Origin of the sequence: Pseudomonas tolaasii NCPPB 2192 (assembly GCF_002813445.1) — a bacterium.
GTDB classification, from domain to species: Bacteria; Pseudomonadota; Gammaproteobacteria; order Pseudomonadales; family Pseudomonadaceae; genus Aquipseudomonas; species Aquipseudomonas tolaasii.
The window spans coordinates 3,566,280-3,592,249 of sequence record NZ_PHHD01000001.1 but is presented as its reverse complement, the minus strand read 5'-3'; the positions used below and the strand labels follow the sequence as shown (position 1 = coordinate 3,592,249).

At 62.0% G+C, this 25,970-nt stretch carries 26 protein-coding genes; 11 read left to right on the top strand and 15 right to left on the bottom strand.

What is annotated here, in order from left to right:
• Window positions 1-20: 20 nt before the first annotated feature.
• Window positions 21-818, bottom strand: a complete 798-nt coding sequence (locus ATI14_RS16725) for a substrate-binding periplasmic protein (RefSeq protein ID WP_031320251.1) — start codon at window positions 816-818, stop codon at window positions 21-23.
• 85 nt (window positions 819-903) lie between these two features.
• Entirely contained in the window at window positions 904-1,527 is a 624-nt protein-coding gene (locus ATI14_RS16720; protein ID WP_016973400.1) for a TetR/AcrR family transcriptional regulator, read from the bottom strand.
• Window positions 1,528-1,681: 154 nt separating this feature from the next.
• Between ATI14_RS16720 and ATI14_RS16715 the strand changes: the two genes are divergently transcribed.
• The 8 genes from ATI14_RS16715 to ppnP all read left to right on the top strand — a co-directional run bounded on the left by ATI14_RS16715 (window position 1,682) and on the right by ppnP (window position 10,907).
• Window positions 1,682-3,460, top strand: coding sequence for an acyclic terpene utilization AtuA family protein (locus tag ATI14_RS16715; protein ID WP_016973399.1), 1,779 nt, complete (start codon window positions 1,682-1,684; stop codon window positions 3,458-3,460).
• A 12-nt stretch (window positions 3,461-3,472) separates the two neighbouring features.
• Window positions 3,473-4,345: an SDR family oxidoreductase gene (locus ATI14_RS16710; RefSeq protein ID WP_016973398.1), complete on the top strand. Its 873-nt coding sequence runs from the start codon at window positions 3,473-3,475 to the stop codon at window positions 4,343-4,345.
• 3 nt (window positions 4,346-4,348) lie between these two features.
• Window positions 4,349-5,962, top strand: a complete 1,614-nt coding sequence (locus ATI14_RS16705; protein WP_016973397.1) for an acyl-CoA carboxylase subunit beta — start codon at window positions 4,349-4,351, stop codon at window positions 5,960-5,962.
• A 68-nt stretch (window positions 5,963-6,030) separates the two neighbouring features.
• Window positions 6,031-7,188 (top strand): citronellyl-CoA dehydrogenase, encoded by a 1,158-nt coding sequence (gene atuD, locus ATI14_RS16700; RefSeq protein ID WP_016973396.1) that lies wholly within the window; start codon window positions 6,031-6,033, stop codon window positions 7,186-7,188.
• Window positions 7,185-7,946, top strand: coding sequence for an enoyl-CoA hydratase/isomerase family protein (locus ATI14_RS16695; RefSeq protein ID WP_016973395.1), 762 nt, complete (start codon window positions 7,185-7,187; stop codon window positions 7,944-7,946). Before atuD ends, ATI14_RS16695 begins: the two co-directional genes overlap by 4 nt.
• Before the next feature lie 114 nt (window positions 7,947-8,060).
• On the top strand, window positions 8,061-9,944 hold the full coding sequence (locus ATI14_RS16690) for an acetyl/propionyl/methylcrotonyl-CoA carboxylase subunit alpha (RefSeq protein WP_016973394.1): 1,884 nt from the start codon (window positions 8,061-8,063) through the stop codon (window positions 9,942-9,944).
• A gap of 72 nt (window positions 9,945-10,016) precedes the next feature.
• Complete coding sequence (locus ATI14_RS16685; protein ID WP_016973393.1) at window positions 10,017-10,559, top strand: 3'-5' exonuclease; 543 nt, start codon at window positions 10,017-10,019, stop codon at window positions 10,557-10,559.
• Between the two features lie 63 nt (window positions 10,560-10,622).
• Window positions 10,623-10,907: a pyrimidine/purine nucleoside phosphorylase gene (gene ppnP, locus ATI14_RS16680; RefSeq protein ID WP_016973392.1), complete on the top strand. Its 285-nt coding sequence runs from the start codon at window positions 10,623-10,625 to the stop codon at window positions 10,905-10,907.
• Window positions 10,908-10,984: 77 nt separating this feature from the next.
• On the opposite strand, the gene ATI14_RS16675 is transcribed toward ppnP, so the two are convergent.
• Window positions 10,985-11,791, bottom strand: a complete 807-nt coding sequence (locus ATI14_RS16675; RefSeq protein WP_016973391.1) for an MOSC domain-containing protein — start codon at window positions 11,789-11,791, stop codon at window positions 10,985-10,987.
• 109 nt (window positions 11,792-11,900) lie between these two features.
• Complete coding sequence (locus tag ATI14_RS16670) at window positions 11,901-12,836, bottom strand: chemotaxis protein CheV (RefSeq protein WP_016973390.1); 936 nt, start codon at window positions 12,834-12,836, stop codon at window positions 11,901-11,903.
• Between the two features lie 538 nt (window positions 12,837-13,374).
• Here ATI14_RS16670 and ATI14_RS16665 point away from each other — a divergent pair.
• The 3 genes from ATI14_RS16665 to ATI14_RS16655 all read left to right on the top strand — a co-directional run bounded on the left by ATI14_RS16665 (window position 13,375) and on the right by ATI14_RS16655 (window position 15,726).
• The gene (locus ATI14_RS16665) at window positions 13,375-13,821 is read left to right on the top strand and encodes a hypothetical protein (RefSeq protein WP_016973389.1); all 447 of its coding nucleotides are present in this window, start codon (window positions 13,375-13,377) and stop codon (window positions 13,819-13,821) included.
• Between the two features lie 355 nt (window positions 13,822-14,176).
• Window positions 14,177-15,070 (top strand): sensor histidine kinase, encoded by an 894-nt coding sequence (locus tag ATI14_RS16660; protein WP_026083073.1) that lies wholly within the window; start codon window positions 14,177-14,179, stop codon window positions 15,068-15,070.
• A complete protein-coding gene (locus ATI14_RS16655) occupies window positions 15,067-15,726 on the top strand; it encodes a response regulator transcription factor (protein ID WP_016973387.1) in 660 nt (219 codons plus the stop codon). The genes ATI14_RS16660 and ATI14_RS16655 overlap by 4 nt, the downstream gene beginning before the upstream one ends.
• Here the strand turns inward: ATI14_RS16655 and yegS are convergent.
• The 11 genes from yegS to ATI14_RS16595 all read right to left on the bottom strand — a co-directional run bounded on the left by yegS (window position 15,685) and on the right by ATI14_RS16595 (window position 25,904).
• Window positions 15,685-16,605 carry a lipid kinase YegS gene (gene yegS / locus ATI14_RS16650; RefSeq protein ID WP_016973386.1) on the bottom strand — a complete coding sequence of 307 codons (921 nt, stop codon included), beginning with the start codon at window positions 16,603-16,605 and terminating at the stop codon, window positions 15,685-15,687. The two genes, ATI14_RS16655 and yegS, sit on opposite strands and share 42 nt — an antisense overlap.
• A gap of 322 nt (window positions 16,606-16,927) precedes the next feature.
• Window positions 16,928-17,320 carry a DUF2802 domain-containing protein gene (locus tag ATI14_RS16645; RefSeq protein WP_016973385.1) on the bottom strand — a complete coding sequence of 131 codons (393 nt, stop codon included), beginning with the start codon at window positions 17,318-17,320 and terminating at the stop codon, window positions 16,928-16,930.
• Window positions 17,321-17,806 (bottom strand): chemotaxis protein CheW, encoded by a 486-nt coding sequence (locus ATI14_RS16640; RefSeq protein WP_016973384.1) that lies wholly within the window; start codon window positions 17,804-17,806, stop codon window positions 17,321-17,323.
• 63 nt (window positions 17,807-17,869) lie between these two features.
• Window positions 17,870-18,661: a CheW domain-containing protein gene (locus ATI14_RS16635; protein ID WP_016973383.1), complete on the bottom strand. Its 792-nt coding sequence runs from the start codon at window positions 18,659-18,661 to the stop codon at window positions 17,870-17,872.
• Entirely contained in the window at window positions 18,661-19,449 is a 789-nt protein-coding gene (locus ATI14_RS16630; protein WP_014719332.1) for a ParA family protein, read from the bottom strand. The genes ATI14_RS16635 and ATI14_RS16630 overlap by 1 nt, the downstream gene beginning before the upstream one ends.
• A 51-nt stretch (window positions 19,450-19,500) precedes the next feature.
• Window positions 19,501-20,388, bottom strand: coding sequence for a flagellar motor protein MotD (gene motD / locus ATI14_RS16625; RefSeq protein ID WP_016973382.1), 888 nt, complete (start codon window positions 20,386-20,388; stop codon window positions 19,501-19,503).
• A 208-nt stretch (window positions 20,389-20,596) separates the two neighbouring features.
• Window positions 20,597-21,337: a flagellar motor protein gene (locus tag ATI14_RS16615; RefSeq protein WP_010208778.1), complete on the bottom strand. Its 741-nt coding sequence runs from the start codon at window positions 21,335-21,337 to the stop codon at window positions 20,597-20,599.
• Entirely contained in the window at window positions 21,337-22,467 is a 1,131-nt protein-coding gene (locus ATI14_RS16610; RefSeq protein ID WP_016971732.1) for a protein-glutamate methylesterase/protein-glutamine glutaminase, read from the bottom strand. The genes ATI14_RS16615 and ATI14_RS16610 overlap by 1 nt, the downstream gene beginning before the upstream one ends.
• Before the next feature lie 48 nt (window positions 22,468-22,515).
• Window positions 22,516-24,711, bottom strand: a complete 2,196-nt coding sequence (locus tag ATI14_RS16605; RefSeq protein ID WP_080520587.1) for a chemotaxis protein CheA — start codon at window positions 24,709-24,711, stop codon at window positions 22,516-22,518.
• An 11-nt stretch (window positions 24,712-24,722) separates the two neighbouring features.
• The gene (locus ATI14_RS16600; protein ID WP_016973419.1) at window positions 24,723-25,511 is read right to left on the bottom strand and encodes a protein phosphatase CheZ; all 789 of its coding nucleotides are present in this window, start codon (window positions 25,509-25,511) and stop codon (window positions 24,723-24,725) included.
• Window positions 25,512-25,529: 18 nt separating this feature from the next.
• Complete coding sequence (locus tag ATI14_RS16595; RefSeq protein WP_003192908.1) at window positions 25,530-25,904, bottom strand: chemotaxis response regulator CheY; 375 nt, start codon at window positions 25,902-25,904, stop codon at window positions 25,530-25,532.
• Window positions 25,905-25,970: the final 66 nt, after the last annotated feature.

Here is a 25,970-nt window from a genome sequence, read left to right as displayed (position 1 = left end):
AGCGCCGGAAAATTTACCCGTCAGGGCGACGCGGGGACCGTCGTGACGTCAATACGGTAGGGTTCGAAGATTTTCAGCATCTGGCCATTGTCCCGCAGCCCCTTGAGCAACCCGGCGAACGTCGGGCCGCTGATCGGCGCCTTCGGCCTGAGCAAGGCGAAGTGATGATAGATCTGGTCGATGCGCTCCGACACCAGGAATTGCCCGGCCAAATCCGCATTGCGCACCATGAAGTCGCTCAGGTACGAACGGGTGACCAGCGCGATATCGGCGCGCCCGCGTGCCACCATCAACAGGTTGCTGTCGTGGGAGTAGGTCAACGTGGCGTTGAAGTGCTCGGCCATGTTTTTCGGGTCGGGATTGAAGTTGGCGAACGCATAGTGATAGCCGCTGAACACGGCGAGGCGCTTGCCGGTCAGGTCGGCGAAGTAGCTTTGATCGCGGCCGGGCTCACGCTGGGCGACGAAAATTTCCGCGTCTTCCAGGCCCATGTCGACGCTGGTGTGGGGAATGCCTTGCCAGCCCCAATTGGGGTTTTCGAAGATCGCCATGTCGACCCGGCCCTGCTCGAAGTCACGAAAACGACGCGGGATCGAGGTGGGCACCAGCACGAATTGGTAGTCGGTCTGCTCGGCATTCAGGGCTTCCACCAGTTGCGGCAGCAAGCCCGTGTCGGCCCCTTGCTCGGGACGTACGGTGTAGGGCGGAAAGTGCGCGGCGCCTATCCTGACCAGTTGCGCAGCCGAAGCCGGCAACCCGTATGCAGTGCCCAGTGCCCATAAAGTCAGTCCTGCAGCCAGTCGCCATGGCGATAACATCAAGGCACACACCGTTAAACACTCTGATGGCGATAAGCTAGGCGTTTTTGTCAGTCGAGACAACTTTTGCCATCAAATTAGTGGCTTAGTCGGCCTTGAGCACCATCAACAAGGCTTCTTCGGCCAATTGTTCCAGGGTCAGACTGCCTTCGGCGCGGAACCAGGTAGTGGTCCAGGACAGCGCACCTGTCAAAAAACGCCGGGTGATAAACACGTCGCCACGGATGTAACCGGCCGCCCTGGCCTCGCCCAGCACCTGCAGCCAGATCTGCTCATACACATCACGCAGTGCCAGCACCTGGGCCTGGCCTTCGGCCGACAACGAGCGCCACTCGTACACCAGCACCGCCATCGCCTCGCCGCTGCCGCCCATGATCGACTGCAATTCGCAGCGAATCAGCGCCAGCACGCGCTCGCGCACATTGGTTGCCTCTTCCAGCGAGGCGCGCATCATGGCGGTGTTGTAATGGATGGTTTCTTCCATCACCGCACGCAGGATCTCGTCCTTGCTCTTGAAGTGATGAAAGATACTGCCCGACTGAATGCCCACGGCGCTGGCCAGGTCACGCACGGTGGTGCGCTCAAAACCCTTGTTGCGAAACAGGTGAGCCGCGGTTTGCAGCAACTTGCCCCGGGCACTGTCGGGGTCGGTCAACTGGCCGCCTTCGACCATGGTGCGCATCACCCGCAGGGCTTTTTGCTCATCCATGCCACTCTCCTTCACTTCTGCTGACATCTTGGGCGGCAATTTAGGCCGTGGCCGCCAACCAAGCAAGCGCTTGGGTAAAACTTGTTTCGCACGTTTACAAACCAAGCGCTTGCTTGGTAGTCTCGACACCAGCCATTCGGGGGAAGGATTTCTCATGAGCAAGACGGTTCGTATCGGCTGCGCCAGCGCCTTCTGGGGCGACACCTGCACTGCCGCTGCCCAGTTGGTGCACGGCGGCGCGCTGGATTACCTGGTGTTCGACTATTTGGCCGAAGTCACGATGTCGATCCTTGCCGGCGCACGAATGAAAGACCCCGAAGCCGGTTATGCCACGGACTTCGTTGAGGTCCTGACACCCCTGCTCGCCGATATCCACCGCCAGGGCATCCGCGTGATCAGCAACGCCGGGGGCATCCACCCCCAGGCCTGCGCCGCTGCGCTGCAAGCGGCCTGCGACAAGGCCGGGGTTGCGCTGAAAATCGCCGTGTTGCTCGGCGATGACCTGCAACCCCAACTCAAACACCTGCACGGCATCCGCGACATGTTCAGCGGCGCACCTTTGCCGCCGGTTTGCGTGTCCGCCAACGCCTACCTCGGCGCGCCGGGCATTGCCAAAGCGCTTGAACTGGGTGCCGATATCGTCATCACCGGCCGGGTAGTCGACAGCGCCGTGGTCAGCGCCGCGCTGGTGCATGAATTCAACTGGTCGTGGCAGGACTATGATCGCCTCGCCCAGGCCGCATTGGCCGGGCACATCATCGAATGCGGCGCGCAGTGCACCGGCGGCAACTTCACCGACTGGCGCGACGTGCCGGACTACGAGCACATCGGTTTCCCCATCGTCGACGTCAGCGCCGACGGGCAGTTCACCGTCAACAAGGTCGAAGGCACCGGCGGGCTGATCAGCGAGCTCAGTGTCGCCGAGCAACTGCTGTATGAAATCGGCGACCCACGCGCCTACCTGCTGCCGGATGTGATCTGCGATTTCAGCCAGGTCAAATTGCAGCAACAGGGTAAAAACTGCGTGCGCCTGCACGGTGCCAAGGGCTCACCGCCCACCGACCAGTACAAGGTCAGCGCGACCTGCCCGGACGGTTTCCGTTGCACCGCCAGTTGCCTCATTGCCGGGATGGATGCCGTTGAAAAAGCCGAACGCGTCAGCCAGGCCATCCTCCACAAAACCTCGGAGCTGTTCAGCCAGCGCGGCTGGGCACCCTACACCGAAGTGAACATCGAACTGCTTGGCAGCGAAGCCACCTACGGCGCCCACGCCCGACGCCAGGATTGCCGCGAAGTGGTGGTGAAACTGGCGGTGCGTCACCCGAGCAAACCCGCGCTGGTGCTGTTTGCCCGCGAGATCGCCCAGGCCGCCACCGGCATGGCGCCGGGGCTGACCGGCATTGTTGGCGGACGGCCCACGGTGTATCCGCTGATTCGTTTGTTTTCGTTCCTGATCGATAAATCCGCCTGCGACCTGGTGATCGACCTTCAGGGCGAGCACCACCGGTGCGAATTGCCCGTGGCCGCAGCACTCGCCACAGCCGGCGCTCCGATTGATCCGCCCAAACCCGAGGGCCGCGCCGATGCCAGCGTGCCGTTGGTGAAGCTCGCCGTGGCGCGCTCCGGCGACAAAGGCAACCACAGCAATATCGGCGTGATCGCCCGCCAACCGGACTACCTGCCGTGGATTGCCGAGGCGCTGACGCCTGAAGTCATCGTCGACTGGATGGGCCACGTGCTCGACCCACAGCTCGGCCGCGTCGAGCGCTGGTACCTGCCCGGCAGCCACAGCCTGAATTTCCTGCTGGAAAACGCCCTCGGCGGTGGTGGCATCGCCAGCCTGCGCATCGACCCGCAGGGCAAGGCCTTCGCCCAGCAACTGCTGGAAATCCCCATCGCCGTGCCGCAACACATCGCTGATCAATTCAAATAAAGGAGCGTTGCCGTGGCCTTCGACTCGATCTTCAAAGCCGACTTGTTCCAGGGGCAAACCGTGATTGTCACCGGTGGCGGCAGCGGCATTGGCCGTTGCACCGCCCATGAACTGGCGGCCCTCGGCGCCAGGGTTATTCTGGTGGGGCGCAAGCCGGAAAAACTGCAGAAGGTGGCGGCGGAAATTGCTGAAGATGGCGGCAGCGCCCATTGGCAGGCCTGCGACATCCGCGAAGAGGACGCTGTGAAGGCGCTGGTCACGCAGATCATTCAGGCACACGGACCGATCCATGGGCTGGTCAACAATGCCGGCGGCCAGTACCCGTCACCCTTGGCGTCGATCACCCAGAAGGGCTTCGAAACCGTGTTGCGCACCAACCTGGTCGGCGGTTTTTTGATGGCGCGGGAAGTGTTCAACCAATCCATGAGCAAACACGGTGGCGCTATCGTCAACATGCTCGCCGACATGTGGGGCGGCATGCCCGGCATGGGCCATTCGGGCGCGGCGCGTGCAGGCATGGACAATTTCACCAAGACCGCCGCGTTTGAATGGGGTTACGCCGGTGTGCGCGTCAACGCCGTGGCGCCGGGCTGGATCGCTTCCAGCGGCATGGACACCTATGAAGGCGCGTTCAAGGCGGTGATCCCGACCCTGCGCGAACACGTGCCGCTCAAGCGCATCGGTACCGAATCGGAAGTCAGCGCGGCCATCGTGTTTCTATTGAGCCCCGCTGCCGCATTCGTCAGCGGCAGCACCTTGCGCATCGACGGCGCCGCCACCCTCGGCAACCGCGCCTGGCCACTGCACAAGGCACAGCCGCCCAGCGACCCCTTTAACGGCTTCCACCGTGCGTATCTGCCCGACGTACTCAAGGCGGAGCAATAAACCATGCCGATGATTGAAACCCTGATCGACGCCCACAGCCCGCAGTTCGCGCAGAACCGCGACGCCATGCTGGCGGCCATCGCGCACCTGCGCCAGCTGGAGCAGAACCTGCTGAACAAGGCTCAGGAAGCCAAGCCCAAATTCGACAAACGCGGCCAATTGCTGCCCCGCGAGCGCCTCAACCGGCTGCTGGACCCCGGCGCGCCATTTTTGGAGCTGGCCAGCCTGGCCGGCTACAAACTCCACGACGACAAGGACGGCAGCGCCGCCGGTGGCGGCTTGATCGCCGGCATCGGCTACGTCAGCGGCGTGCGCATGCTGGTGGTGGCCAATAACAGCGCGATCAAGGGCGGGACGATTTCGCCCTCCGGTTTGAAGAAGTCCCTGCGCCTGCAACAGATCGCACTGGAGAACAAACTGCCGGTGGTGACACTCGCCGAGAGCGGCGGCGCCAACCTCAATTACGCCGCCGAGATTTTCGTCGAAGGCGCGCGCAGCTTCGCCAACCAGGCGCGCATGTCGGCCATGGGCTTGCCGCAAATCACCGTGGTGCATGGTTCGGCCACGGCGGGCGGTGCCTACCAGCCGGGGCTGTCGGATTACGTGGTGGTGGTGCGCGGCAAGGCCAAGCTGTTCCTGGCCGGGCCGCCGTTGCTGAAAGCGGCGACCGGCGAGGTGGCGACGGATGAGGCATTGGGCGGCGCCGAAATGCATGCGCAAACCGCCGGTACCGCTGAATACCTGGCGGAAAACGATGCCGATGGCGTGCGCATTGTGCGCGAGATCGTGGCGTTATTGCCTTGGGATGATCGTCTGCCGCTGGCGCAAAAGCGCACGTACGCCGAGCCACTGTACCCCATCGACGACCTGCTGGGCCTGATCCCCGACGATCCGAAAAAGCCTTACGACGTGCGTGAAATCCTCGCGCGGCTGGCCGACGGTTCCCGTTTCCTTGAATTCAAAAGCGAATTCGACGCCCACACTGTCTGCGGCCACCTGCACATTCAGGGCCGCGCCATCGGCGTGATCGGCAACAACGGCCCGATCACGCCCAAAGGGGCGAGCAAGGCCGCGCAATTTATCCAGCTGTGTGACCAGAGCCGCACGCCGCTGCTGTTTTTGCACAACACCACCGGTTTTATGGTCGGCACTGAATCGGAACAACAAGGCGTGATCAAGCACGGCGCCAGGATGATCCAGGCGGTGGCCAATGCGCGGGTGCCCAAACTCACGGTGGTGGTCGGTGGCTCCTACGGCGCCGGCAACTACGCAATGTGCGGTCGTGGGCTGGACCCGCGCTTTATCTTTGCCTGGCCCAATAGCCGCACGGCGGTGATGGGCGGCGCGCAGGCCGGCAAAGTGCTGCGCATCGTCACCGAGGCCAAGCAGTTGAAAGACGGTTTGGTACCCGACCCCAAGGTGCTGGACATGCTCGAACAGGTCACCGCGCAGAAACTCGACAGCCAATCCACAGCGCTTTACGGCAGCGCGAACCTGTGGGATGACGGGCTGATCGACCCACGGGACACCCGGACCTTGCTCGGCTTTTTGCTGGACATCTGCCACGAAGCCGAACTGCGGCAATTACAACCCAACAGCTTCGGCGTGGCGCGTTGACCGTTCCCACGCTCCGCGTGGGCATGCAGCCAGGGGCGCTCCGCGTCCCAACAGGGAGAACAATAAAAATGATCTTCACCCAGGAACACCAGGAACTGCGCCGCACCGTGCGCTCCTTCGTCGACCGCGAAATCAACCCGCACGTGGACGAGTGGGAAAAAGCCGGGCGTTTTCCCATCCACGCAATCTTCCGCAAGGCCGGCGACCTCGGCCTGTTGGGCATCTCCAAGCCGGAGAAATTCGGCGGCATGGGCCTGGACTACAGCTACTCCATCGTCGCGGCTGAAGAGTTCGGCACCATTCGCTGCGGCGGCATCCCCATGTCCATCGGCGTGCAGACTGACATGTGCACCCCCGCCCTCGCCCGCTTCGGCTCCGATGAACTGCGCGAAGAATTCCTGCGCCCGGCCATCAGCGGCGAGCAGGTGGGCTGCATCGGCGTGTCGGAAACCGGCGCCGGCTCCGACGTGGCCGGACTGAAAACCCACGCGCGCAAGGACGGCGACGATTACGTGATCAACGGCAGCAAAATGTGGATCACCAACTCGCCCAGCGCCGATTTTATCTGCCTGCTGGCCAACACGTCCGATGACAAGCCGCACATCAACAAATCCTTGATCATGGTGCCGATGAACACGCCGGGCATCAGCGTCAGTCCGCCGCTGGAAAAGCTCGGCATGCACAGTTCCGAAACCGCCCAGGTGTTTTTCGACGGCGTGCGCGTGCCGCAACGCAACCGCATCGGCCATGAAGGCGCAGGCTTTATGATGCAGATGCTGCAATTCCAGGAAGAACGCCTGTTTGGCGCGGCCAATATGATCAAGGGCCTGGAGTACTGCATCGACAGCACGATTGAGTACTGCAAGGAGCGCCAGACCTTTGGCAAGGCGCTGATCGACAATCAGGTGATCCACTTCCGCCTGGCCGAACTCGCCACCGAAATCGAATGCCTGCGTGCGCTGGTCTACCAGGCCACCGAGCAATACATCAAGGGCCAGGACGTGACGCGCCTGGCCTCCATGGCCAAACTCAAGGCCGGGCGCCTGGGCCGTGAAGTCAGTGACAGCTGCCTGCAGTACTGGGGCGGCATGGGGTACATGTGGGACAACCCCGTAGCCCGCGCCTATCGCGACGTGCGACTGGTGTCGATCGGCGGCGGCGCCGACGAAATCATGCTGGGCATCATCTGCAAACTGATGGGCACCCTGCCCGGGAAAAAACCATGAACACCCTGCTGCTCGAACCGCATAACGGGGTGCTGCACATCACCCTCAACCGCCCCGAATGCCGCAATGCCATGAGCCAGGAAATGGTCGACGAATTGCGCGCCGTGCTGGCAGACCTGGACAGCCGCACGCGCGCACTGGTGATCAGTGGCGCGGGCGGGCACTTTTGTGCGGGCGCGGATGTGAAAGACATGGCCAGTGCAGGCGAGCGCATGCAGGCGTTGAACCGGGCGTTCGGCGCCCTGTTGCAGGCGGTCGAGGCCGTGCCGCAAGTGGTCATCGTGGTGCTGCAAGGCGCAGTGTTGGGTGGCGGCTTTGGCCTGGCGTGCGTGAGTGATATCGCGATGGCCGACCATCAGGCGCAGTTCGGTTTGCCGGAGACGGGCCTGGGTTTGCTGCCCGCGCAGATTGCGCCGTTTGTGGTCAAGCGCATCGGGCTGACCCAGGCTCGCCGGCTGGCACTGACCGCGGCGCGGTTTGATGGGATCGAGGCTGAACGGCTGGGTGTGGTGCACTTTACCGAGCGTGACCCGCAGGCGTTGGCCGAGCGGTTGGATGACGTGTTGGGGCAGGTGCTCAAGTGTGCACCGCAGGCGAATGCGCGAACCAAGGCGCTGTTGCTGGCAAGTGTGGAGGAGCCGCTTGAAACCGTACTGGATCGCGGGGCGCAGTGGTTTGCCGAGGCGGTCAAGGGCGAGGAAGGGATAGAGGGAACGCAGGCGTTTGTACAGAAACGCAAACCGGGTTGGTCCCGATGACGCTATCGCAGGCAAGCCAGCTCCCACTTTTGAAAGTATTCACAAATCCAAATGTGGGAGCTGGCTTGCCTGCGATGAGGCCCCAACTCACACCGAATACTCAGGAATGACCCAATGCCCACATTCAGCAAAATCCTGATCGCCAACCGCGGCGAAATCGCTTGCCGCCTCCAGCGCACCGCCCAGGCCCTGGGCTACCGCACCGTGGCCGTCTACAGCGACGCCGACGCTCAGGCCCTGCATGTGCAGATGGCCGACGAAGCCGTCAACATCGGCCCCGCCCCCGTTCAACAGTCCTACCTCAGCATCGACGCCATCCTTCACGCCGCCAAACTAACCGGCGCGGATGCCGTTCACCCGGGCTACGGTTTCCTCTCCGAAAACCCCGAATTCGCCCGCGCCTGCCAGCAAGCCGGACTCACCTTCATCGGCCCCAGCGTCGAAGCCATCGAGCTGATGGGCAGCAAACGCCAGTCCAAGCTCGCCATGCTCGCCGCCGGCGTGCCCTGCATCGCCGGCTATCAGGGCAGCGCGCAAGACGACCAAACCCTGCAACAGGAAGCCGACCGCATCGGCTACCCGCTGATGATCAAGGCCAGCGCCGGTGGTGGCGGCCGTGGCATGCGCCTGGTGCATCATCCGGAAAGTTTGCTGGACAACCTGAATACCGCCCGCTCCGAAGCAAAAAACGCCTTTGGCAGCGACGAGCTGATTCTCGAACAGGCGCTGATCAACCCGCGCCACGTGGAAGTCCAGCTGTTCGGCGACAGCCACGGCAACCTTCTCTACCTCGGTGAACGCGACTGCTCGGTCCAGCGCCGTCATCAGAAAGTCATCGAAGAAGCGCCCTGCCCGGTCATGACGCCCGAGCTACGCCAGGCCATGGGTGAAGCCGCGCTCAAGGCGGGCCGGGCCGTGAATTACGTCGGCGCAGGCACCGTGGAGTTCCTGCTCGACCGCGACGGCACGTTCTACTTTCTGGAAATGAATACGCGCCTGCAGGTCGAGCACCCGGTCACCGAACTGATCACCGGCCTCGACCTGGTGGCCTGGCAACTGCACGTCGCCACCGGCCTGCCGTTGCCCTTGCAGCAAGCCGACGTGACCTTGAGCGGCCACGCGATGGAAGTGCGCCTGTACGCCGAAGACCCGGCGCAGGGGTTTCTGCCGCAAACCGGCGACGTGCTGCACTGGGAGCCCGCCCCCGGCGTGCGGATCGACCACGGCCTCTGCGAAGGCCAGCGTATCAGCCCGTTCTACGACCCAATGCTGGGCAAGATCATCGCCCATGGCGCCACTCGCGAAGAGGCGCGGCGCAAGCTGCTGCGCGCCGTGGAAGACACGGTGTTGCTCGGTGTCACCACCAACCAGCGGTTGCTCACCGACCTGCTCACACACGCGGATTTTGTCGCGGGCGACTTCAGCACCGGGTTTATCGCCGAGCATTTCAAGGAAATAACGCTTCAACCCGCCTCCCCCGACCAGCTCGCCCTGGCTGCCGCGTTGTTTTATCGACACAGCGCCAGCCGGCATGCGCAGGGTTTAGCGGGGTGGAGCAACAACGCCGTTTCGCCTGCGAGCTACCGCCTGGAGGCCAATGGTGAAATTCACGACGTGAGCGTCGATGCCCTGCAGCTCACTGCCGACGGCCGCTACGCCACCGTGGTGCTCAACGGCATTCGCCGACGCATCGCCTACCACCTCGACGGCACGCAGCTATGGCTGCCGGGCCTGCGGGTGGTCAACCGTACCCAGCAAACCGCCAGCCGCCAGGCCGGCTTCAGCAGCGGTATGGTCAAGGCGCCGATGGACGGTGCCATTGTGGAGGTGCGCGTGAGCGCGGGGGAAAACGTGGTCAAAGGTCAGCTGTTGGTGGTGCTCGAAGCCATGAAAATGGAGCATCCGCTGACCGCCGGCATCGATGGCGTGGTCAAGGGCGTACAGGTAACCGCGGGCGACCAGGTGCGCAACCGCCAGGTTTTGCTGGAGATCGAATAGGCCTGGGCGGAACTACAAGGCCGGGCTACGCTCTATCCCCATCAGAAAGGGATGAGTACGGGAACCTGCGCAATGCCTCATTGGCTGATTATTGACCTTGAAGCCACAACGGATGAAGGCGGCTGGCCCGTGACGGAGATGGAAGTCATCGAGATCGGCGCCAGCCTGGTGAACCGCGAGGGCCGCGAGCTGGACCATTTCCAGCGCTTCGTGCGCCCGCAGCGTCGCCCGTTGCTGACGCCGTTTTGCCGCCAGTTGACCCACATCACCCAGGCCAACATGGACAGCGCCGCGCCGTTCACCGAGGTCTGGCCGCTGTTCGAGCGCTGGCTCGGTCAGCACCAGACGCGCCTGGAAGGCTGGGCCAGTTGGGGTGATTACGACCGCGCGCAGCTTGAACTGGAGTGGCAACGCCACGGCCTGACCAGCGCCCTCGCCCAAACGCCCCACGTGAACCTCAAGCAGCGCTTCGCCAAGGCACGGCGCCTGGACAAGCCACTGGGGCTCAACGGCGCCCTGCAACTGGCGGGCATGCAGTTTCATGGCCAGCAACACCGCGCGCTGGAAGATGCGCGCAATACCGCACGCTTGCTGCCGCTGATACTGCCGGTCTAGGCAGCCCTCGTGCCCTTGGGCATACTGGCCGACCTTTCCAGACCCTTTTCCGAGGATTCACCCATGTTTAAAGTCAACGAGTACTTCGACGGCACCGTCAAGTCGATCGCTTTTGGCACCGCAGAAGGTCCGGCGACGATCGGCGTGATGGCCCCGGGTGAATACGAATTCGGCACCGCCCAGCGTGAAATCATGCACGTGGTGTCCGGCGCCCTGACCGTGAAACTGCCGGATGCCAACGACTGGGAAACCTTCGCCGCCGGCAGCCAGTTCAACGTGCCGGCCAACAGCAAGTTCCAGCTGAAGGTTGCCGTGGAAACCGCTTACCTGTGCGAATACCGCGGCTGATCTTTCAGCCGGTCAAAAAAATGCCCGTCTCTTGCGAGACGGGCATTTTTTATGGGTGCTGACTTTATTTGAAAGCCTTACTCGAGAATCGTCACCGGCATGCCCACTTCCAGGCGCCCCGTGCCATCGTTGACCAGGTTCTGACCAAAGAACACGTCGCCATCCTGTTCGCGATAGGTTTTGAGGGTCGCCAGGGGTTCACGGTCGGCACTGCGCTCGCCGCTGGCCGGGTCGATGGTGGTGAGGATGCAACGGGAGCACGACTTGACCACACGGAACTCCACATCACCGATGCGCAGGCGTTTCCAGCCGTCTTCGGCAAACGCCTCGCTGCCTTCGATCACCAGGTTCGGGCGAAAACGCAGCATTTCCATGGGGCGGCCAATGCGCCCCGACAGGTCATCGAGGGACGCCTGGCCGATCAGCAGCAAAGGAAAACCGTCGGCAAACCCGACCTTGTCGTCATCCTTGCCATAACCGGCTTCGGTGCTGCGTGCGCGATCAACCGGCACGTGCACCAGGCGCGTGGGCTTGCCGATAAAGTCGCTGACCCAGGCGGCGGCCGCCTCACCGGCATCGGGCACGCGCAGGGTGTCGCGCCAGATGGTGACGCCCCGCAGCTCGGCCTCGCTGCCGGGCAATGCCACGTCCAGCGGCGCATAGCCTGCGCTACTCAAGGTCAGGCCACCGGCGCCGTTCCACAACGCCGACAACTGGCTCATCTTTGCTACGGCACGCTGGGTGAGGAAACGCCCACTGGCTTCGTCCACCAGCATCCAGCGTCGATCCCCGTCCAGCCCGAGCGTATCCAGGTCGATCTGCGGCAAGGTTTCGGCCTTGCCGGATTTCAAAGGGTAACGGTACAACGCGCTGAGACGAAGCATGGGCCTGCTTTCCTGAGGGGTAAAGCAAACACCCTATAGGAGGGCGGTTCCGGAATCAAAGGGCACTGAAACTCCCTATTGCGGGTGGGCTGACTTGTGGCGAGCAGGCTCAGGCGGGCACTTCGTCCAGCAGCAGACGCTGGCGCACCACATCCACCAGTTTGTCGGGCTGGAATTTGGACAGGAAGTTGTCGCAGCCGACCTTCTTCACCATCGAATCGTTGAAGCTGCCCGACAACGAAGTGTGCAGCACCACATAAAGGCCACGCAGGCGCGGGTCGTTGCGGATTTCGGTGGTGAGACGGTAGCCGTCCATCTCGGGCATTTCGGCGTCGGTGAAGATCATCAGCAACTTGTCAGTCATCACCTGGCCGCTGTCGGCCCAGGCCTTGAGCATGTTCAGCGCCTTGAGGCCGTCACTGGCTATGTGCATCTTCACGCCCAGTTGGCCGAGGGTATCGCGCAGTTGAGAGAGGGCCACGTTGGAGTCGTCCACCAACAGCACTTCGCGGCCACGGGCACGTTCCAGCACCGGGTCTTCGAGTTTTTCACGGGAGACCTTCGCGTTGTACGGCACGATCTCGGCGAGGACTTTTTCCACGTCGATGATTTCCACCAACTGGTCATCGACCTTGCTGATAGCCGTCAGGTAATGCTGGCGACCGGCGCTGGTCGGCGGCGGCAGGATGGCCTCCCAGTTCATATTGACGATGCGGTCCACGCCGCCGACCAGGAAAGCCTGCACCGAACGGTTGTACTCGGTGACGATAATCGTGCTGTTGGGCCCCGGCACCAGCGGGCGCATACCGATGGCCTGGGACAGGTCGATCACCGGCAGGGTCTGGCCACGCAGGTTGACCACGCCGCACACGAACGGATGGCGCTGGGGCATCAGGGTCAGCTTGGGCAGTTGCAGCACTTCCTGCACTTTGAACACGTTGATCGCGAACAGCTGGCGCCCTGCCAGGCGAAACATGAGGATCTCCAGGCGATTCTCACCCACCAGTTGCGTGCGTTGATCTACCGTGTCGAGAATGCCGGCCATTAAAAGCTCCTGATGTGGGATTGTGCTGCGCAGTTAAGGCTGGTTATCGGCGACGAACGCCAAACCTTGACCCCTGTAAAATGCCACGTAAATGAATTGATGTCACACTGACATCATGCTTTACTGCAAACGCCTCCACACACGGCACTCCAGCAACCCTGCACGACAGGTGATTCGCCGCGAGGTTCCGCTGCGTAAGGGATTCCCCTATGAACAATCAGGCCCAACCTGATATTCGCGATATCTAATAGCCATTAATGTGACGCCATTCTCATTGCATGAATGGAGTCAGGCTTTTGTTTGCCATCCCAAGCCCTCGGCCCACGCGTCTTCCAGACACTTGCGTGACGGCAACTGAAGTTGTGCAACAGCCCCTGACAAACAGGGCCACACGCCGTGCTTGCTATTTAGTAAATAAAAGGCCTACTAACATTTCAGAAGTGGGCTACAGATTTCAGTCATATTTCAGCGGTAGTTTTACGCCATTCACCCGGTGCAGCACTTCATCACCCGAGCTAATGTTGCGGAGACTTGCAGGATGAACAGCGCAAACGAATGGCAAACCGCACTTCCTGAATTCTTGCTGGAAGCTGAAATGCTTTTGGCCAAATCGGAAGAATGCTTGAACCACCTGCACTTGATTCGCAACGACAGCGATGCCATCGACTGCATGAAAGCCAGCCTCGCCAAACTGGCCGAGAAGGCTGAGGGCCTTGCCTTGCAGGCGATCAGCGAGTTCTCGCGACATATTCAGGACCTAATCGCCAATGCCGTCAGCCCTCTGCATTTGCATGACCAGGCGCTGAATGCCTTGCATGACTGCCTGACTTTATTGGCCTGGCAACTGGAACTGATTGATTCGCGCACGGGCGAATTGAGCCTGGATGAAAGCGAGCAAACTACGTTGATTGCCACCGTGACGCTGCAGATCCCGCAGAAAGACTTCGCGAATAAACCGCAGCAGCGAATGCATCACGCCTCGTGATGTATCGCGCAGGTCGTATTTAATAATCGGCTTATCTAAAAGCGACCCTTCCCACTAAATGGCCAGTACCGCTTTGCGGGCAAACATATCAATTAGCCATCAATGCAAGAGTGATACAAACCCACTTAATTAATACAACGGCTCACTCTTTGGGCACTGGGATTACCGCCCAGAACGCTCGCCTGCTTAATAAGCCTTCAACGAGAAGCGCCAGGCGACCAACGGTAACAGTGGTGGTACTATGCCCCGCTCGAAGTGGCTCAACTTCATCATGTATAAAAACGATTCCACACAAAGCCCTGTCAGCCGAATTGGCCGGGTTTCCCGCAGCGAACCTTCAGTGGCTCCATCCGCTATGTACGCCAGCCTCAAGTCACTCATCGCAAGATCCGTGTCCCGCCGCCATGCGCGCCGCATGGTGCTGGTTCTGTGCCTTTGTTCGTTGCTGGTCAGCCTGTGGGCCTACACCCGTTCCGCACCGTTGCCGCTGTCGATCCTGCTGCTCAACCTCGCGACCCTGCTGGTGGCAGGCCTGCAGCAATGGAGCTCACGCAAGTCGATCAAATTCCAGCCTCAGGAGCTGGCCGACCGCCTGCTGCAAGTCCAGGAAAACGAACGGCACCGTCTCAGCCGCGAGCTGCATGACGATATCGGCCAACTGCTCACCGCCGCCAAACTGCAGAGCGAATGGCTCAAGCGCCGCCTGCCCGAAGACCTGCAGAGCCAGTGCACGGTGCTGTGCAACACCCTGAATGAAACCCTCGCCAAAGTGCGCGACGTGTCCGCCATCCTCAACCCCCGGCAGCTGGCAAGCCTGGGCCTTGAGGCAAGCCTGCGTGCGCACCTGCTCAAGACCCTGGAAAACACCCCCGTTCACTGGAGCCTGGAATGCCAGCAACGGCTGACCGGGATCCCGGAAGAAATGGCGGTGGCGGCGTTTCGCATCACCCAGGAAGCGGTGACGAACATGCTTCGCCATGCCCAGGCGCACAACTTGCTGGTACGCCTGCAACGCTTGCCCGAAGGCTTGTCGCTGATGATCTGCGATGACGGCCTGGGCTTCTCGCCTGCCGCCAACCCGGGCAGAGAAGGCCAACGGGGCATGGCCGGCATGTCCGAACGCATCGATCAACTGGGCGGCTCCTTGTCCGTCACCAGCCAGCCTGGCAAAGGCACGCGCATCGACGCGCTTTTCCCCTGGGCGCCCCGCGCCCTCGAACGGGCCAGTTCCCCTAAGGTTCTCGAGTGACGTGCAAATTACTCTTGGTAGATGACCACGCATTGATCCGGGCCGGCGTTCGCGCGCTGGTCCAGGACATCCCCGGCTACAACGTGATTGGCGAAGCCAGCGATGGCGCGCAGTTACTCGAGAAATTCAGCACCCTGCAGCCCGACATCGTGCTGCTGGACCTGTCGATGAAACACATCGGCGGCCTGGACGCCTTGCAGCAGCTCAAAGCGGCTTATCCCAGAAGCAAGGTGCTGATCCTGTCGATGCACACCGACCCGGAACTGATCATGCGCGCGCTGGAATCCGGCGCCCATGGCTACCTGCTCAAGGACACCACCGCCAACGAGCTGGAACACGCGCTATTGGCGTTGCGCAACAACGAACGCTACCTGAGCCCCGCCATCGCCCACACCGTGATCAACCAGGCGCTGATCCGCAGCCAGGGCCCGGCCTCCCCCGTCGCCCAGAGCCACAACCTCACGGCGCGGCAGCTGGAGATCCTGCGTTTGATCGTGCGCGGCAAGTCCACCCGTGAAATCGCCCAGGGCCTGGGCTTGAGCATCAAGACGGTCGAGGCCCATCGCTCGCAGATCATGAAGCGCCTGCAGATTTTTGACGTGGCGGGCCTGGTGTTATTCGCCGTTCGCGAGCAGATCATCAGCCTGGACGACTAGCGGCGAATTCACCGGCAGATGCACGCGCAAGGCGTTGGGCAGTGCGCTGAAACGCAGCTCATCGCCTTTGAGCGGCTCGCCGTCAAGGTTGATGTACAACCCTTCGGCCACCTTGATCTCGACCCACGGCAGACGCGCACGCACGAACAGGTTGTCCAGGCCCCAGCCGTCGCTCATCAGCGTCATCAGGGTGCCGACCACTTCCTGCGGCGCCGGCAGGATGCTGATATCGAGCAGGCCGTCATCGGCCAACGCGCCGGGGCACAACACATGCCCACCGCCCGCCTGGCGGCCGTTACCGATGCCCAGCGCCAGCAAGTCGCCTTTCCAGTGGAAACCCGGGCCTTCCAGTTCGCCGTAAGCGGCTTTCAACTCACTGAAGCGGGTCAGACCGGTGAACAGGTAGGCGGCGCCGCCCAGTACTTTTTTCAGGTCTTCGGAGGTGTTGGCGGTGACCTGGCTGCCGAAGCCGCCGGTGGCCATGTTGAGGAACATTTGGCTGCCCGCCTGGCCGAGGTCGATGGCCCGGGGTTCGACATCGAGCAATGCCAGGGCTTCGGCCGGTTGCAGCGGTACACCGGCAGCCTTGGCAAAGTCGTTGGCGGTGCCCAAAGGCATCAACACCAGGCTGGCATCGGTTTTGGCCAGGGCCATGGCTTCGGCCACGTCGCGCAGGGTGCCGTCGCCACCACCGGCGATGAGATGGGTGTAGCCGTCGGCCAGGGCTTCGTTGACCAGGCGCTGGGCGTCGCCGCCTTCCCAGGTGACTCGTACGGCCAGTTCCCACCCCTGTTCACGCCGGGCCTGCACGGCGGTGCGCACGTCCTCGTTGAGGGCTTGCTTGCCGTGGAGGATCAGCAGGGCTTTGGGGGTGGTCATGGGGGGTACTCCTGGGGTTTAGTGGTTCCTGAAGGATGTGGACATTTGGGGAGGGGGTTTGGTTTACCGGGGGCCTGTCCATTTTTTGGGTAATGGAGGCCTGACAGCCGGTCTGAGAGGTGTGAAGCAAAAGAGGTTCAGTGTGGGAGCGGGCTTGCCCGCGATGGCAGCGTGTCAGTCAATACATTCTTGGCTGAACCACCGCGATCGCGGGCAAGCCCGCTCCCACACAGGTGTCCGTTCAGTACAACGCTTCAAAAATTGACCGCCGTAAGCGCGGAACCCTAAGTCGCCGTTACCGCAGCAACGGTTATGTACACAATCAGCCTTTGTGCAACTTACTCATCAACTGCGCCTCAGCCTGAGTCAACCCACAAGACTGAGTAAGCTCATCCACCGTCGCCCCCATCCCGACCAGCTTGGCCGCCTGGGCAAACGACAGGCTCGACGGATCCCGTTGCTCCAATTGCGCCAACTTGTCAGGCAAAGGCCCAAGAATCGCGCGCAACTCGTGCACCTCATCCCCCACTTTCACCGCACTCTGCTGAAAGTGATCCACCCGCTTGACCAGATCCAGAATGCGCCGGTCGCGCACGGCATCCCGCTCGGCCTGTTGCTGGGCCAACTCCCGTTGCTGGCGCATGTAGCGCAGCAGGAACGCCAGGGTCCCGGCCCACAACAGGGCCAGGACAATCACCGCCGCCTCAAAGAACAATCAGATGCTCTCCAGTTCCGACCATTCTTCTTCGCTCATCATCTTGTCCAGCTCAACCAGAATCAGCAGTTCGCCGTTCTTGTTGCACACGCCCTGGATAAACTTGGCGGATTCTTCGTTACCCACGTTCGGCGCGGTTTCCACTTCCGATTGGCGCAGGTAAACCACTTCGGCCACGCTGTCGACCATGATCCCGACCACTTGCTTGTCGGCTTCGATGATCACGATACGGGTGTTGTCGTTGACTTCAGTCGGCACCAGGCCAAAACGCTGGCGGGTGTCGATCACGGTCACCACGTTGCCGCGCAGGTTGATGATGCCCAGCACGTAGCTTGGCGCACCCGGCACCGGGGCGATCTCGGTGTAGCGCAGCACTTCCTGCACGCGCATCACGTTGATGCCGTAGGACTCGTTGTCCAGTTTGAAGGTTACCCATTGCAGGATTGGATCATCGGCCAAACCTTGTGCGGACGCTGACTTGTTCATACCCCTTTGCCCCTTCTGTGTGTGCTTCTTTGGCCACGCAACCGCACGGCCCTTATTGTTCAATCAACTGCGTTTGTTCTGTGGCATCGATTTGACGGCGCCACTGGCGATCAACTCGGCCAGCTCGGCGACATCAAGCAACGCGCACATGTGTTCGATCACGGTGCCCGCCAGCCATGGCCGCTGGCCCCGGTGGCTGCGCCATTTGATTTCGTTCGGGTCCAGGCGCAATGAGCGGCTGACTTGATGCACCGCCAGCCCCCACTCGTAACCCTGCACCGAGATCACATATTGCAGGCCCTGGCGAAAGTCATCGCGGTAGCGGTCGGGCATCACCCAGCGCGCGGTATCGAGGACTTTAAGGTTGCCGGCCTGGCTGGGCAGGATGCCAAGGAACCACTCCGGTTGCCCGAACAGTGGCGTCAGTTCCTGGCCTTCCAGCGAGTAGATCGAGCCCAGGCACACCAGCGGCACCGCCAGAGTCAGCCCGGCGACGTCGAACAGCAGGCATTCGAACGGCTCGGCGGCCCACGCCGGGCGGTCATCGCCCGTCACCGGCGGTGGGGTGATGCTTGGCGGCAGGTGAACTTCCACCACCGGCTCGACCACAACCGGTGCAACCACTACCGGCGCCGAAACAACCGGTGCAATCGGCACCACCACCAAGGCATCCCGGGCTTGCTCTTCCAGCACCGCCAACTGGAATTCATCCAGCGCGGCTTCCGGTTCGACCGCCGGTTCCAACACCAGAATCGGCTCAGGCAGTTCTTGCGCAGTCGCATCCTGCAGCAAGGCATCCAGGTAGGATTCCAGTGCCAGTTGCGGCCGGGTCTTGAGTTCTACGGGACGGGTCATCACGCCACCTGCGCCACAAGCTGCTGCGACAGCAGGTGCTTGAGCAACGCGCGGTAGGCCAGCACGCCACGGCTCTTGCCGTCGAACTGCGACGGCGTCAGACCGGCGCGGCTGGCGTCACGCAGGCGCGTGTCCACCGGGATGTAGCCATTCCAGATGGTGTCCGGGTAGGCATCGCGCAATACGCGCAAAGTCCCCAGGGACGCCTGGGTGCGGCGGTCGAACAGGGTCGGCACGATGCTGAACGGCAGCGCCTGTTTGCGCGAGCGGTTGATCATCGCCAGGGTGCTGACCATGCGCTCCAGGCCTTTGACCGCCAGGTGCTCGGTCTGCACCGGGATCACCAGCTGCTGGCTGGCCGCCAAGGCGTTGACCATCAGCACGCCAAGCAACGGCGGGCTGTCGATGATCGCGTAGTCGAAGTCCTGCCACAGTTGCGCCAGGGTCTTGGCGATCACCAGGCCCAAACCGCTCTGCCCCGGCGACTGGCGCTCAAGGGTGGCCAAGGCGGTGCTGGACGGCAGCAGGGAAATGCTTTCGTTGCTGGTGGGCAGCAGCAGTTGCCCCGGCAAATCCGCCGGCACGCTGCCCTTGTGCAGGAACAGGTCGTAGCAGCTGTGTTCCAGCGCATCCGGGTCGTAACCGAAATAGCTGGTCATGGAGCCGTGGGGGTCCAGGTCGACCACGACCACGCGCTTGCCCGCCTCTGCCAGCAAACCGGCCAGGGCGATGGACGTGGTGGTCTTGCCGACCCCACCTTTTTGATTGGCAACTGCCCAGACTCTCATTCGGTTGGTTCCTCCCGGCAGGCATTGGCGCGACCGAGACAGTGCATAAAGTTATTGAGCCGGTGACGGAGAATTGACGGCACTCTGACGAACCGACGGTTTAACGGTTGGCGGTGCAGTTTGTGTGCCAGCCCGCTTCAACGCCGCGTCCGGCGTTGCATTGGCCGTGCCGGTGCCGGTCAGGCTGCGGCGCACGTCCAGGTTACGCGAGACCACCAGCACCACCCGGCGGTTGCGCGCGCGGCCTTCCGCCGTGGCGTTGTTGGCCACCGGCTGGAATTCGCCATAACCCACCGACGCCAGGCGCCCGGGGTTCACACCCTGCATCGCCAGCATGCGCACAATGCTCGCGGCACGGGCCGAAGACAATTCCCAGTTGGTCGGGTATTGCGCCGTGCTGATCGGAAAGTTGTCGGTAAAGCCTTCTACGTGCACCGGGTTTTCAAACGGTTTGAGGATCGCCGCCACCTTGTCGATGATGGTGAACGCCTGGTCGCTCGGCATCGCATCGGCGCTGGCGAACAACAGGCTGGAGTTCAACTCGATCTCCACCCATAGCTCGTTACCGCGCACGGTCATCTGGTTGGACTTGATCAGGTCGCCAAACGCGGCGCTGATGTCGTCGGCAATGCTTTTGAGCGGGTCGCTGGTGCCGCCGATGCCCGCCGCGGTTTCGTCGCTGTCATTGACCAGCGGCTTGGCCGGGGTCACGGTCTTGGGCCGTTCATCGCCAATCGGAATCGGCTTGAGGGAACGGTCAGCGTCGTTGAACACCCCGACCAACGCCTGGGAAATCACCTTGTACTTGCCTTCATTGATCGACGAGATGGAGTACATCACCACGAAAAACGCGAACAACAAGGTGATGAAGTCCGCGTAGGACACCAGCCAGCGTTCGTGGTTAACATGTTCTTCAGGCTCGCGACGGCGACGGCTCACAAGTCTTTACCTCCGAACGATTCACTGTGGCGAGCGAGCTTGCTCGCGCTGGGGCGCGAAGCGGCCCCAATGAACTCACCACCGCTCTCCTGCCGAAACCGAGTCGCCAGTGTTGGGGCTGCTGCGCAACCCAGCGCGAGCAAGCTCGCTCGCCACAATAAGCTCGCTCGCCACAACGGCGCAGTTCGCCACACGTCGATACCCATCATCAATCCATGAAGCCCTGGAGCTTCAATTCGATGGAGCGCGGGTTTTCGCCCTCGGCAATCGACAGGATGCCTTCCAGCAGCATCTCGCGGTAACGGGACTGGCGCATGGCGATCGACTTCAACTTGCTGGCCACCGGCAGCAGCACAAGGTTGGCACTGGCCACGCCGTAGATGGTGGCGACAAACGCCACGGCAATGCCGCTACCCAGTTGCGAGGGGTCAGCCAGGTTGCCCATCACATGAATCAGGCCCATCACCGCACCAATGATGCCGATGGTCGGCGCGTAGCCGCCCATGCTTTCAAAGACCTTGGCGGCATTGATGTCACGGCTTTCCTGGGTGTAGAAATCCACTTCCAGAATGCTGCGGATCGCTTCCGGCTCGGCGCCGTCCACCAGTAATTGCAGGCCTTTGCGCGCGTAACTGTCGGGCTCGGCATCGGCCACGCCTTCCAGACCCAGCAGGCCTTCCTTGCGCGCGGTGAGGCTCCAGTTGACCACGCGGTCGATGCCGCCCGGCAAATCCACGCGCGGCGGGAAAATGATCCACACCAGAATCTGCATGGCGCGCTTGAATGAGCTCAGGGGCGACTGCAGCAACGCAGCGCCCACGGTGCCGCCGATCACGATCAGCGCGGCCGGGCCGTTGGCCAACGCGCCGAGGTGGCCGCCTTCGAGGTAGTTGCCGCCAATGATCGCGACAAACGCCATGATGATGCCGATCAGGCTCAATACATCCATCAGAGGCAGGCCTCCACCAGATGTTTGCCGATGTCGTCCAGGCTGTAGACCGCGTCGGCCAGTTCAGCCTTGACGATGGCCATGGGCATGCCATAGATCACGCAACTGGCTTCATCCTGGGCCCAGATGGCACTGCCGCCCTGCTTGAGCAGGCGCGCGCCTTCACGGCCGTCGGCGCCCATGCCGGTGAGTACCACCGCCAGAACTTTGTCACCGTAGGATTTGGCCGCCGAACCGAAGGTGATATCCACGCACGGCTTGTAGTTCAGGCGCTCGTCGCCCGGCAGGATTTTCACCGCGCCACGGCCGTCCACCATCATTTGTTTGCCGCCGGGGGCCAGCAGCGCCAGGCCAGGGCGCAGGATGTCGCCATCCTCCGCTTCCTTGACGCTGATGCGGCACAGCTTGTCCAAACGCTCGGCGAACGCCTTGGTAAACGCGGCCGGCATGTGTTGTACCAGCACAATCGGCGCCGGGAAGTTGGCCGGCAGTTGGGTCAGCACGCGTTGCAGGGCGACCGGGCCGCCCGTGGACGTGCCGATAGCCACCAGCTTATAGGCTTTGCGTTTCGGCGCAGGCGAGTGGGCAGTTGCAGGCGCAGCGGCGCGAACCGGCGCCACGGCAGGCCGTGCAACCGGCGCGGGCGCTGGGCGAGCAAACGATGACGTCGGCGCAGCCGGTGCCGCAACCGATGCAGGCGTCGGCGCAGGCGCGCTGAACAGACTGCGACGGTTACTGCGTGAAATGCTGTGCACCTTCTCGCACAGCAGTTGCTTGACCTTCTCGGGATTGCGCGAGATGTCTTCGAAATTCTTCGGCAGGAAGTCCACCGCACCGGCGTCCAGCGCATCCAGGGTCACCCGGGCGCCTTCGTGGGTCAGTGAGGAAAACATCAACACCGGGGTCGGACAGCGCTGCATGATGTGCCGCACGGCCGTGATGCCATCCATCATCGGCATCTCGTAGTCCATGGTGATCACGTCCGGTTTCAACGCGATGGCCTGATCAATCGCCTCTTTGCCGTTGGTGGCCGTACCGACCACCTGAATCGTTGGGTCGGCGGAAAGAATTTCCGAGACGCGGCGGCGGAAGAAACCCGAATCGTCCACCACCAGGACCTTGACTGCCATAAACACTCCGTTAGGCGGGGCGGGCACTACCGCCCTGCCCCTCCAGAATCAAATACGCCGAGCGGCGTAACGCTTGAGCATGCTCGGAACATCGAGAATCAGCGCGATCCGACCGTCACCGGTGATGGTCGCACCCGACATGCCCGGGGTTCCCTGCAGCATTTTGCCCAAAGGCTTGATGACCACTTCTTCCTGGCCCACCAGTTGATCGACCACAAAGCCGATGCGCTGGGTGCCCACGGAGAGAATCACCACATGGCCTTCGCGCTGCTCTTCATGCTTGGCCGATGCCACCAGCCAGCGCTTGAGGTAGAACAGTGGCAACGCCTTGTCGCGCACGATCACCACTTCCTGGCCGTCCACCACGTTGGTGCGCGACAGGTCGAGGTGGAAGATTTCGTTGACGTTGACCAGCGGGAAAGCGAACGCCTGGTTGCCCAGCATCACCATCAGGGTCGGCATGATCGCCAGGGTCAACGGCACCTTGATGACGATCTTCGAGCCCTGGCCCTTGGTCGAGTAGATATTGATCGAGCCGTTGAGCTGGCTGATCTTGGTCTTCACCACGTCCATGCCGACGCCACGGCCGGACACGTCGGAGATCTCGGTCTTGGTCGAGAAGCCCGGGGCGAAGATCAGGTTGTAGCACTCGGTGTCGGTCAGACGGTCGGCGGCGTCCTTGTCCATCACGCCGCGCTTGACCGCAATGTTGCGCAGAATCGTCGGGTCCATGCCTTTGCCGTCATCGGTGATCGACAGCAGGATATGGTCGCCTTCTTGCTCCGCCGCCAGAATCACCTTGCCGTTGCGCGACTTGCCTGCGGCTTCGCGCTCTTCCGGGGTTTCCACGCCGTGGTCGACGGCGTTGCGCACCAAGTGGACCAGCGGGTCGGCCAGGGCCTCGACCAGGTTTTTGTCGAGGTCGGTTTCTTCGCCCACCAGCTCCAGGTTGATCTCTTTCTTGAGCTGACGCGCCAGGTCGCGAACCAAGCGCGGGAAGCGGCCGAAGACTTTCTTGATCGGCTGCATCCGCGTTTTCATCACGGCGGTTTGCAGGTCGGCGGTGACCACATCCAGGTTCGACACGGCCTTTTGCATGGCCTCGTCGCCGCTGTTCAGGCCCAGGCGCACCAGGCGGTTACGTACCAGTACCAGCTCGCCGACCATGTTCATGATGTCGTCCAGGCGCGCGGTATCCACCCGCACGGTGGTTTCGGCTTCACTGACGGGTTTCTCGGCCACCGGTGCCGGAGCAGCACGCGCGGGAGCCGGGGCAGCCGCCGCTGCCGGAGCAGGCTTGGCGGCGGGCGCGGCGGCTTTGGCGGCCACCGGTGCCGCCGTGGCGACGGCGGCCGGTGCCACTTCGCTGAACTTGCCTTTGCCGTGCAGCTCGTCGAGCAGGGCTTCGAACTCGTGGTCGGTGATCAGCCCGTCGCCGGCAGGCTCCGGGCTTGCAGCCGGCGCGGCGCCAGTGGCAGCAGTGGCAGCGACTTCCGGCAAGGCTTCGGCAGCAAAAGTGCCTTTGCCGTGCAATTGGTCGAGCAGCGCTTCGAATTCGTCGTCGGTAATGTCGGTGTTGGCGTTGGTCGCTGGCGCTTCAGGCGCGGCGGCAGGTGCCACGGCGTCAGCGGCGAACTGGCCTTTGCCGTGCAACTGGTCGAGCAGGGATTCGAACTCTGCGTCGGTGATGTCTTCGCTGGCGGGTTCGGCAACCGGTGCCCGCGGCGCCTCGGCTTCGGCCTTGACCGCGCTGAGGGAGTTGAGCAGCTGTTCGAACTCACTGTCCGTCACATCCGGCTCGGCTTGCACCACAGGCTCGGGTGCCGCAACGACAACCGGCGCCGCCGATGGGTCGGCAGGTTCGGCCAGGCGCGCCAGGGCAGCCAGCAGTTCCGGGGTGGCAGCGGTGATCGGGGCACGTTCGCGAACTTCGCTGAACATGCCGTTGACTGCATCCAGTGCTTCGAGAATCACGTCCATCAATTCCGAATCAACGTGGCGTTCACCCTTGCGCAGGATGTCGAACACGTTCTCGGCGATGTGGCAGCACTCCACCAGCTCATGGAGCTGGAGGAAGCCGGCGCCCCCTTTTACAGTGTGAAAACCGCGAAAAATTGCATTGAGCAGGTTCGCATCATCCGGTCGGCTTTCCAGCTCGACCAGTTGCTCGGACAGTTGCTCTAAAATTTCGCCGGCCTCTACAAGGAAATCCTGAAGGATTTCTTCATCGGCGCCGAAGCTCATGTGGGTGCTCCTTAGAAGCCTAAACTGGACAACAAATCGTCTACGTCGTCTTGCCCGGATACAACGTCTTCACGTTTATCGGCATGAATCTGCGGACCTTCACCCTTGGCGAGATGTTTTTTTGGATCTTTTTCCGAGAGGATCGCCGCGCGGTCATGTTCGATACCGGCAAAACGATCGACCTGGCCAGCCATGAGCACCAGTTTGAGCAAATTGCTTTCCACTTCGGTGACCAGTTGGGTCACGCGCTTGATCACCTGGCCGGTGAGGTCCTGGTAATCCTGAGCCAGCAGAATGTCGTTGAGGTTGCTGGAAACCGTGCGGTTTTCCTGCTCGCTGCGCGACAGAAAGCTGTCGACCCGACGCGCCAGCTCACGAAACTCTTCGGCGCCCACTTCGCGACGCATGAAGCGGCTCCAGTCGTGGCTCAGGGCCTGGGCTTCGTTGGCCATGCCGTTGACCAGCGGCGTGGCGTTTTCCACCAGGTCCATGGTGCGGTTGGCCGCCGCCTCGGTCAGCCTGACCACATAGGACAGGCGTTCGGTGGCATCGGTGATCTGCGAGATCTCTTCGGCCTGGGGCATGTGCGGGTCAATCTGGAAATTGACGATCGCACTGTGCAGCTCGCGCGTGAGCTTGCCCACTTCCTGATACAGGCCGCGGTCACGGGTCTGGTTGAGCTCATGGATCAACTGCACCGCGTCGCCGAACTGGCCTTTTTCAAGGCTGTCGACCAACTGATGCGCATGCTTTTTCAGGGTCGACTCAAAGTCTCCCTGCGACGTTTCTTTATGCTCCATAGCTCCCCCGTGATGACATCAGCCGTGGATGCGTTCGAAGATTTTTTCAATCTTCTCTTTCAAGGCCAATGCGGTGAATGGCTTGACCACGTAACCGTTTACCCCGGCCTGGGCGGCTTCGATGATCTGTTCACGCTTGGCTTCGGCGGTCACCATCAGCACGGGCAGGCTGCGCAGTTTTTCATCCGCGCGCACGTGGCGCAGCAAGTCGATACCGGTCATGCCCGGCATGTTCCAGTCGGTTACCAGAAAGTCGATGCTTCCGCTGTTGAGGATCGGGATAGCCGTCAGGCCGTCATCCGCCTCGACCGTGTTGGTGAACCCAAGGTCACGCAACAGGTTTTTTATGATCCGCCGCATCGTTGAGAAGTCATCAACGATGAGGATTTTCATGTTCTTGTCCAATTCGACCTCCAAGCAGTCTTAAACGCGCCCAGCACCTGGACGCGCCATTTCAAT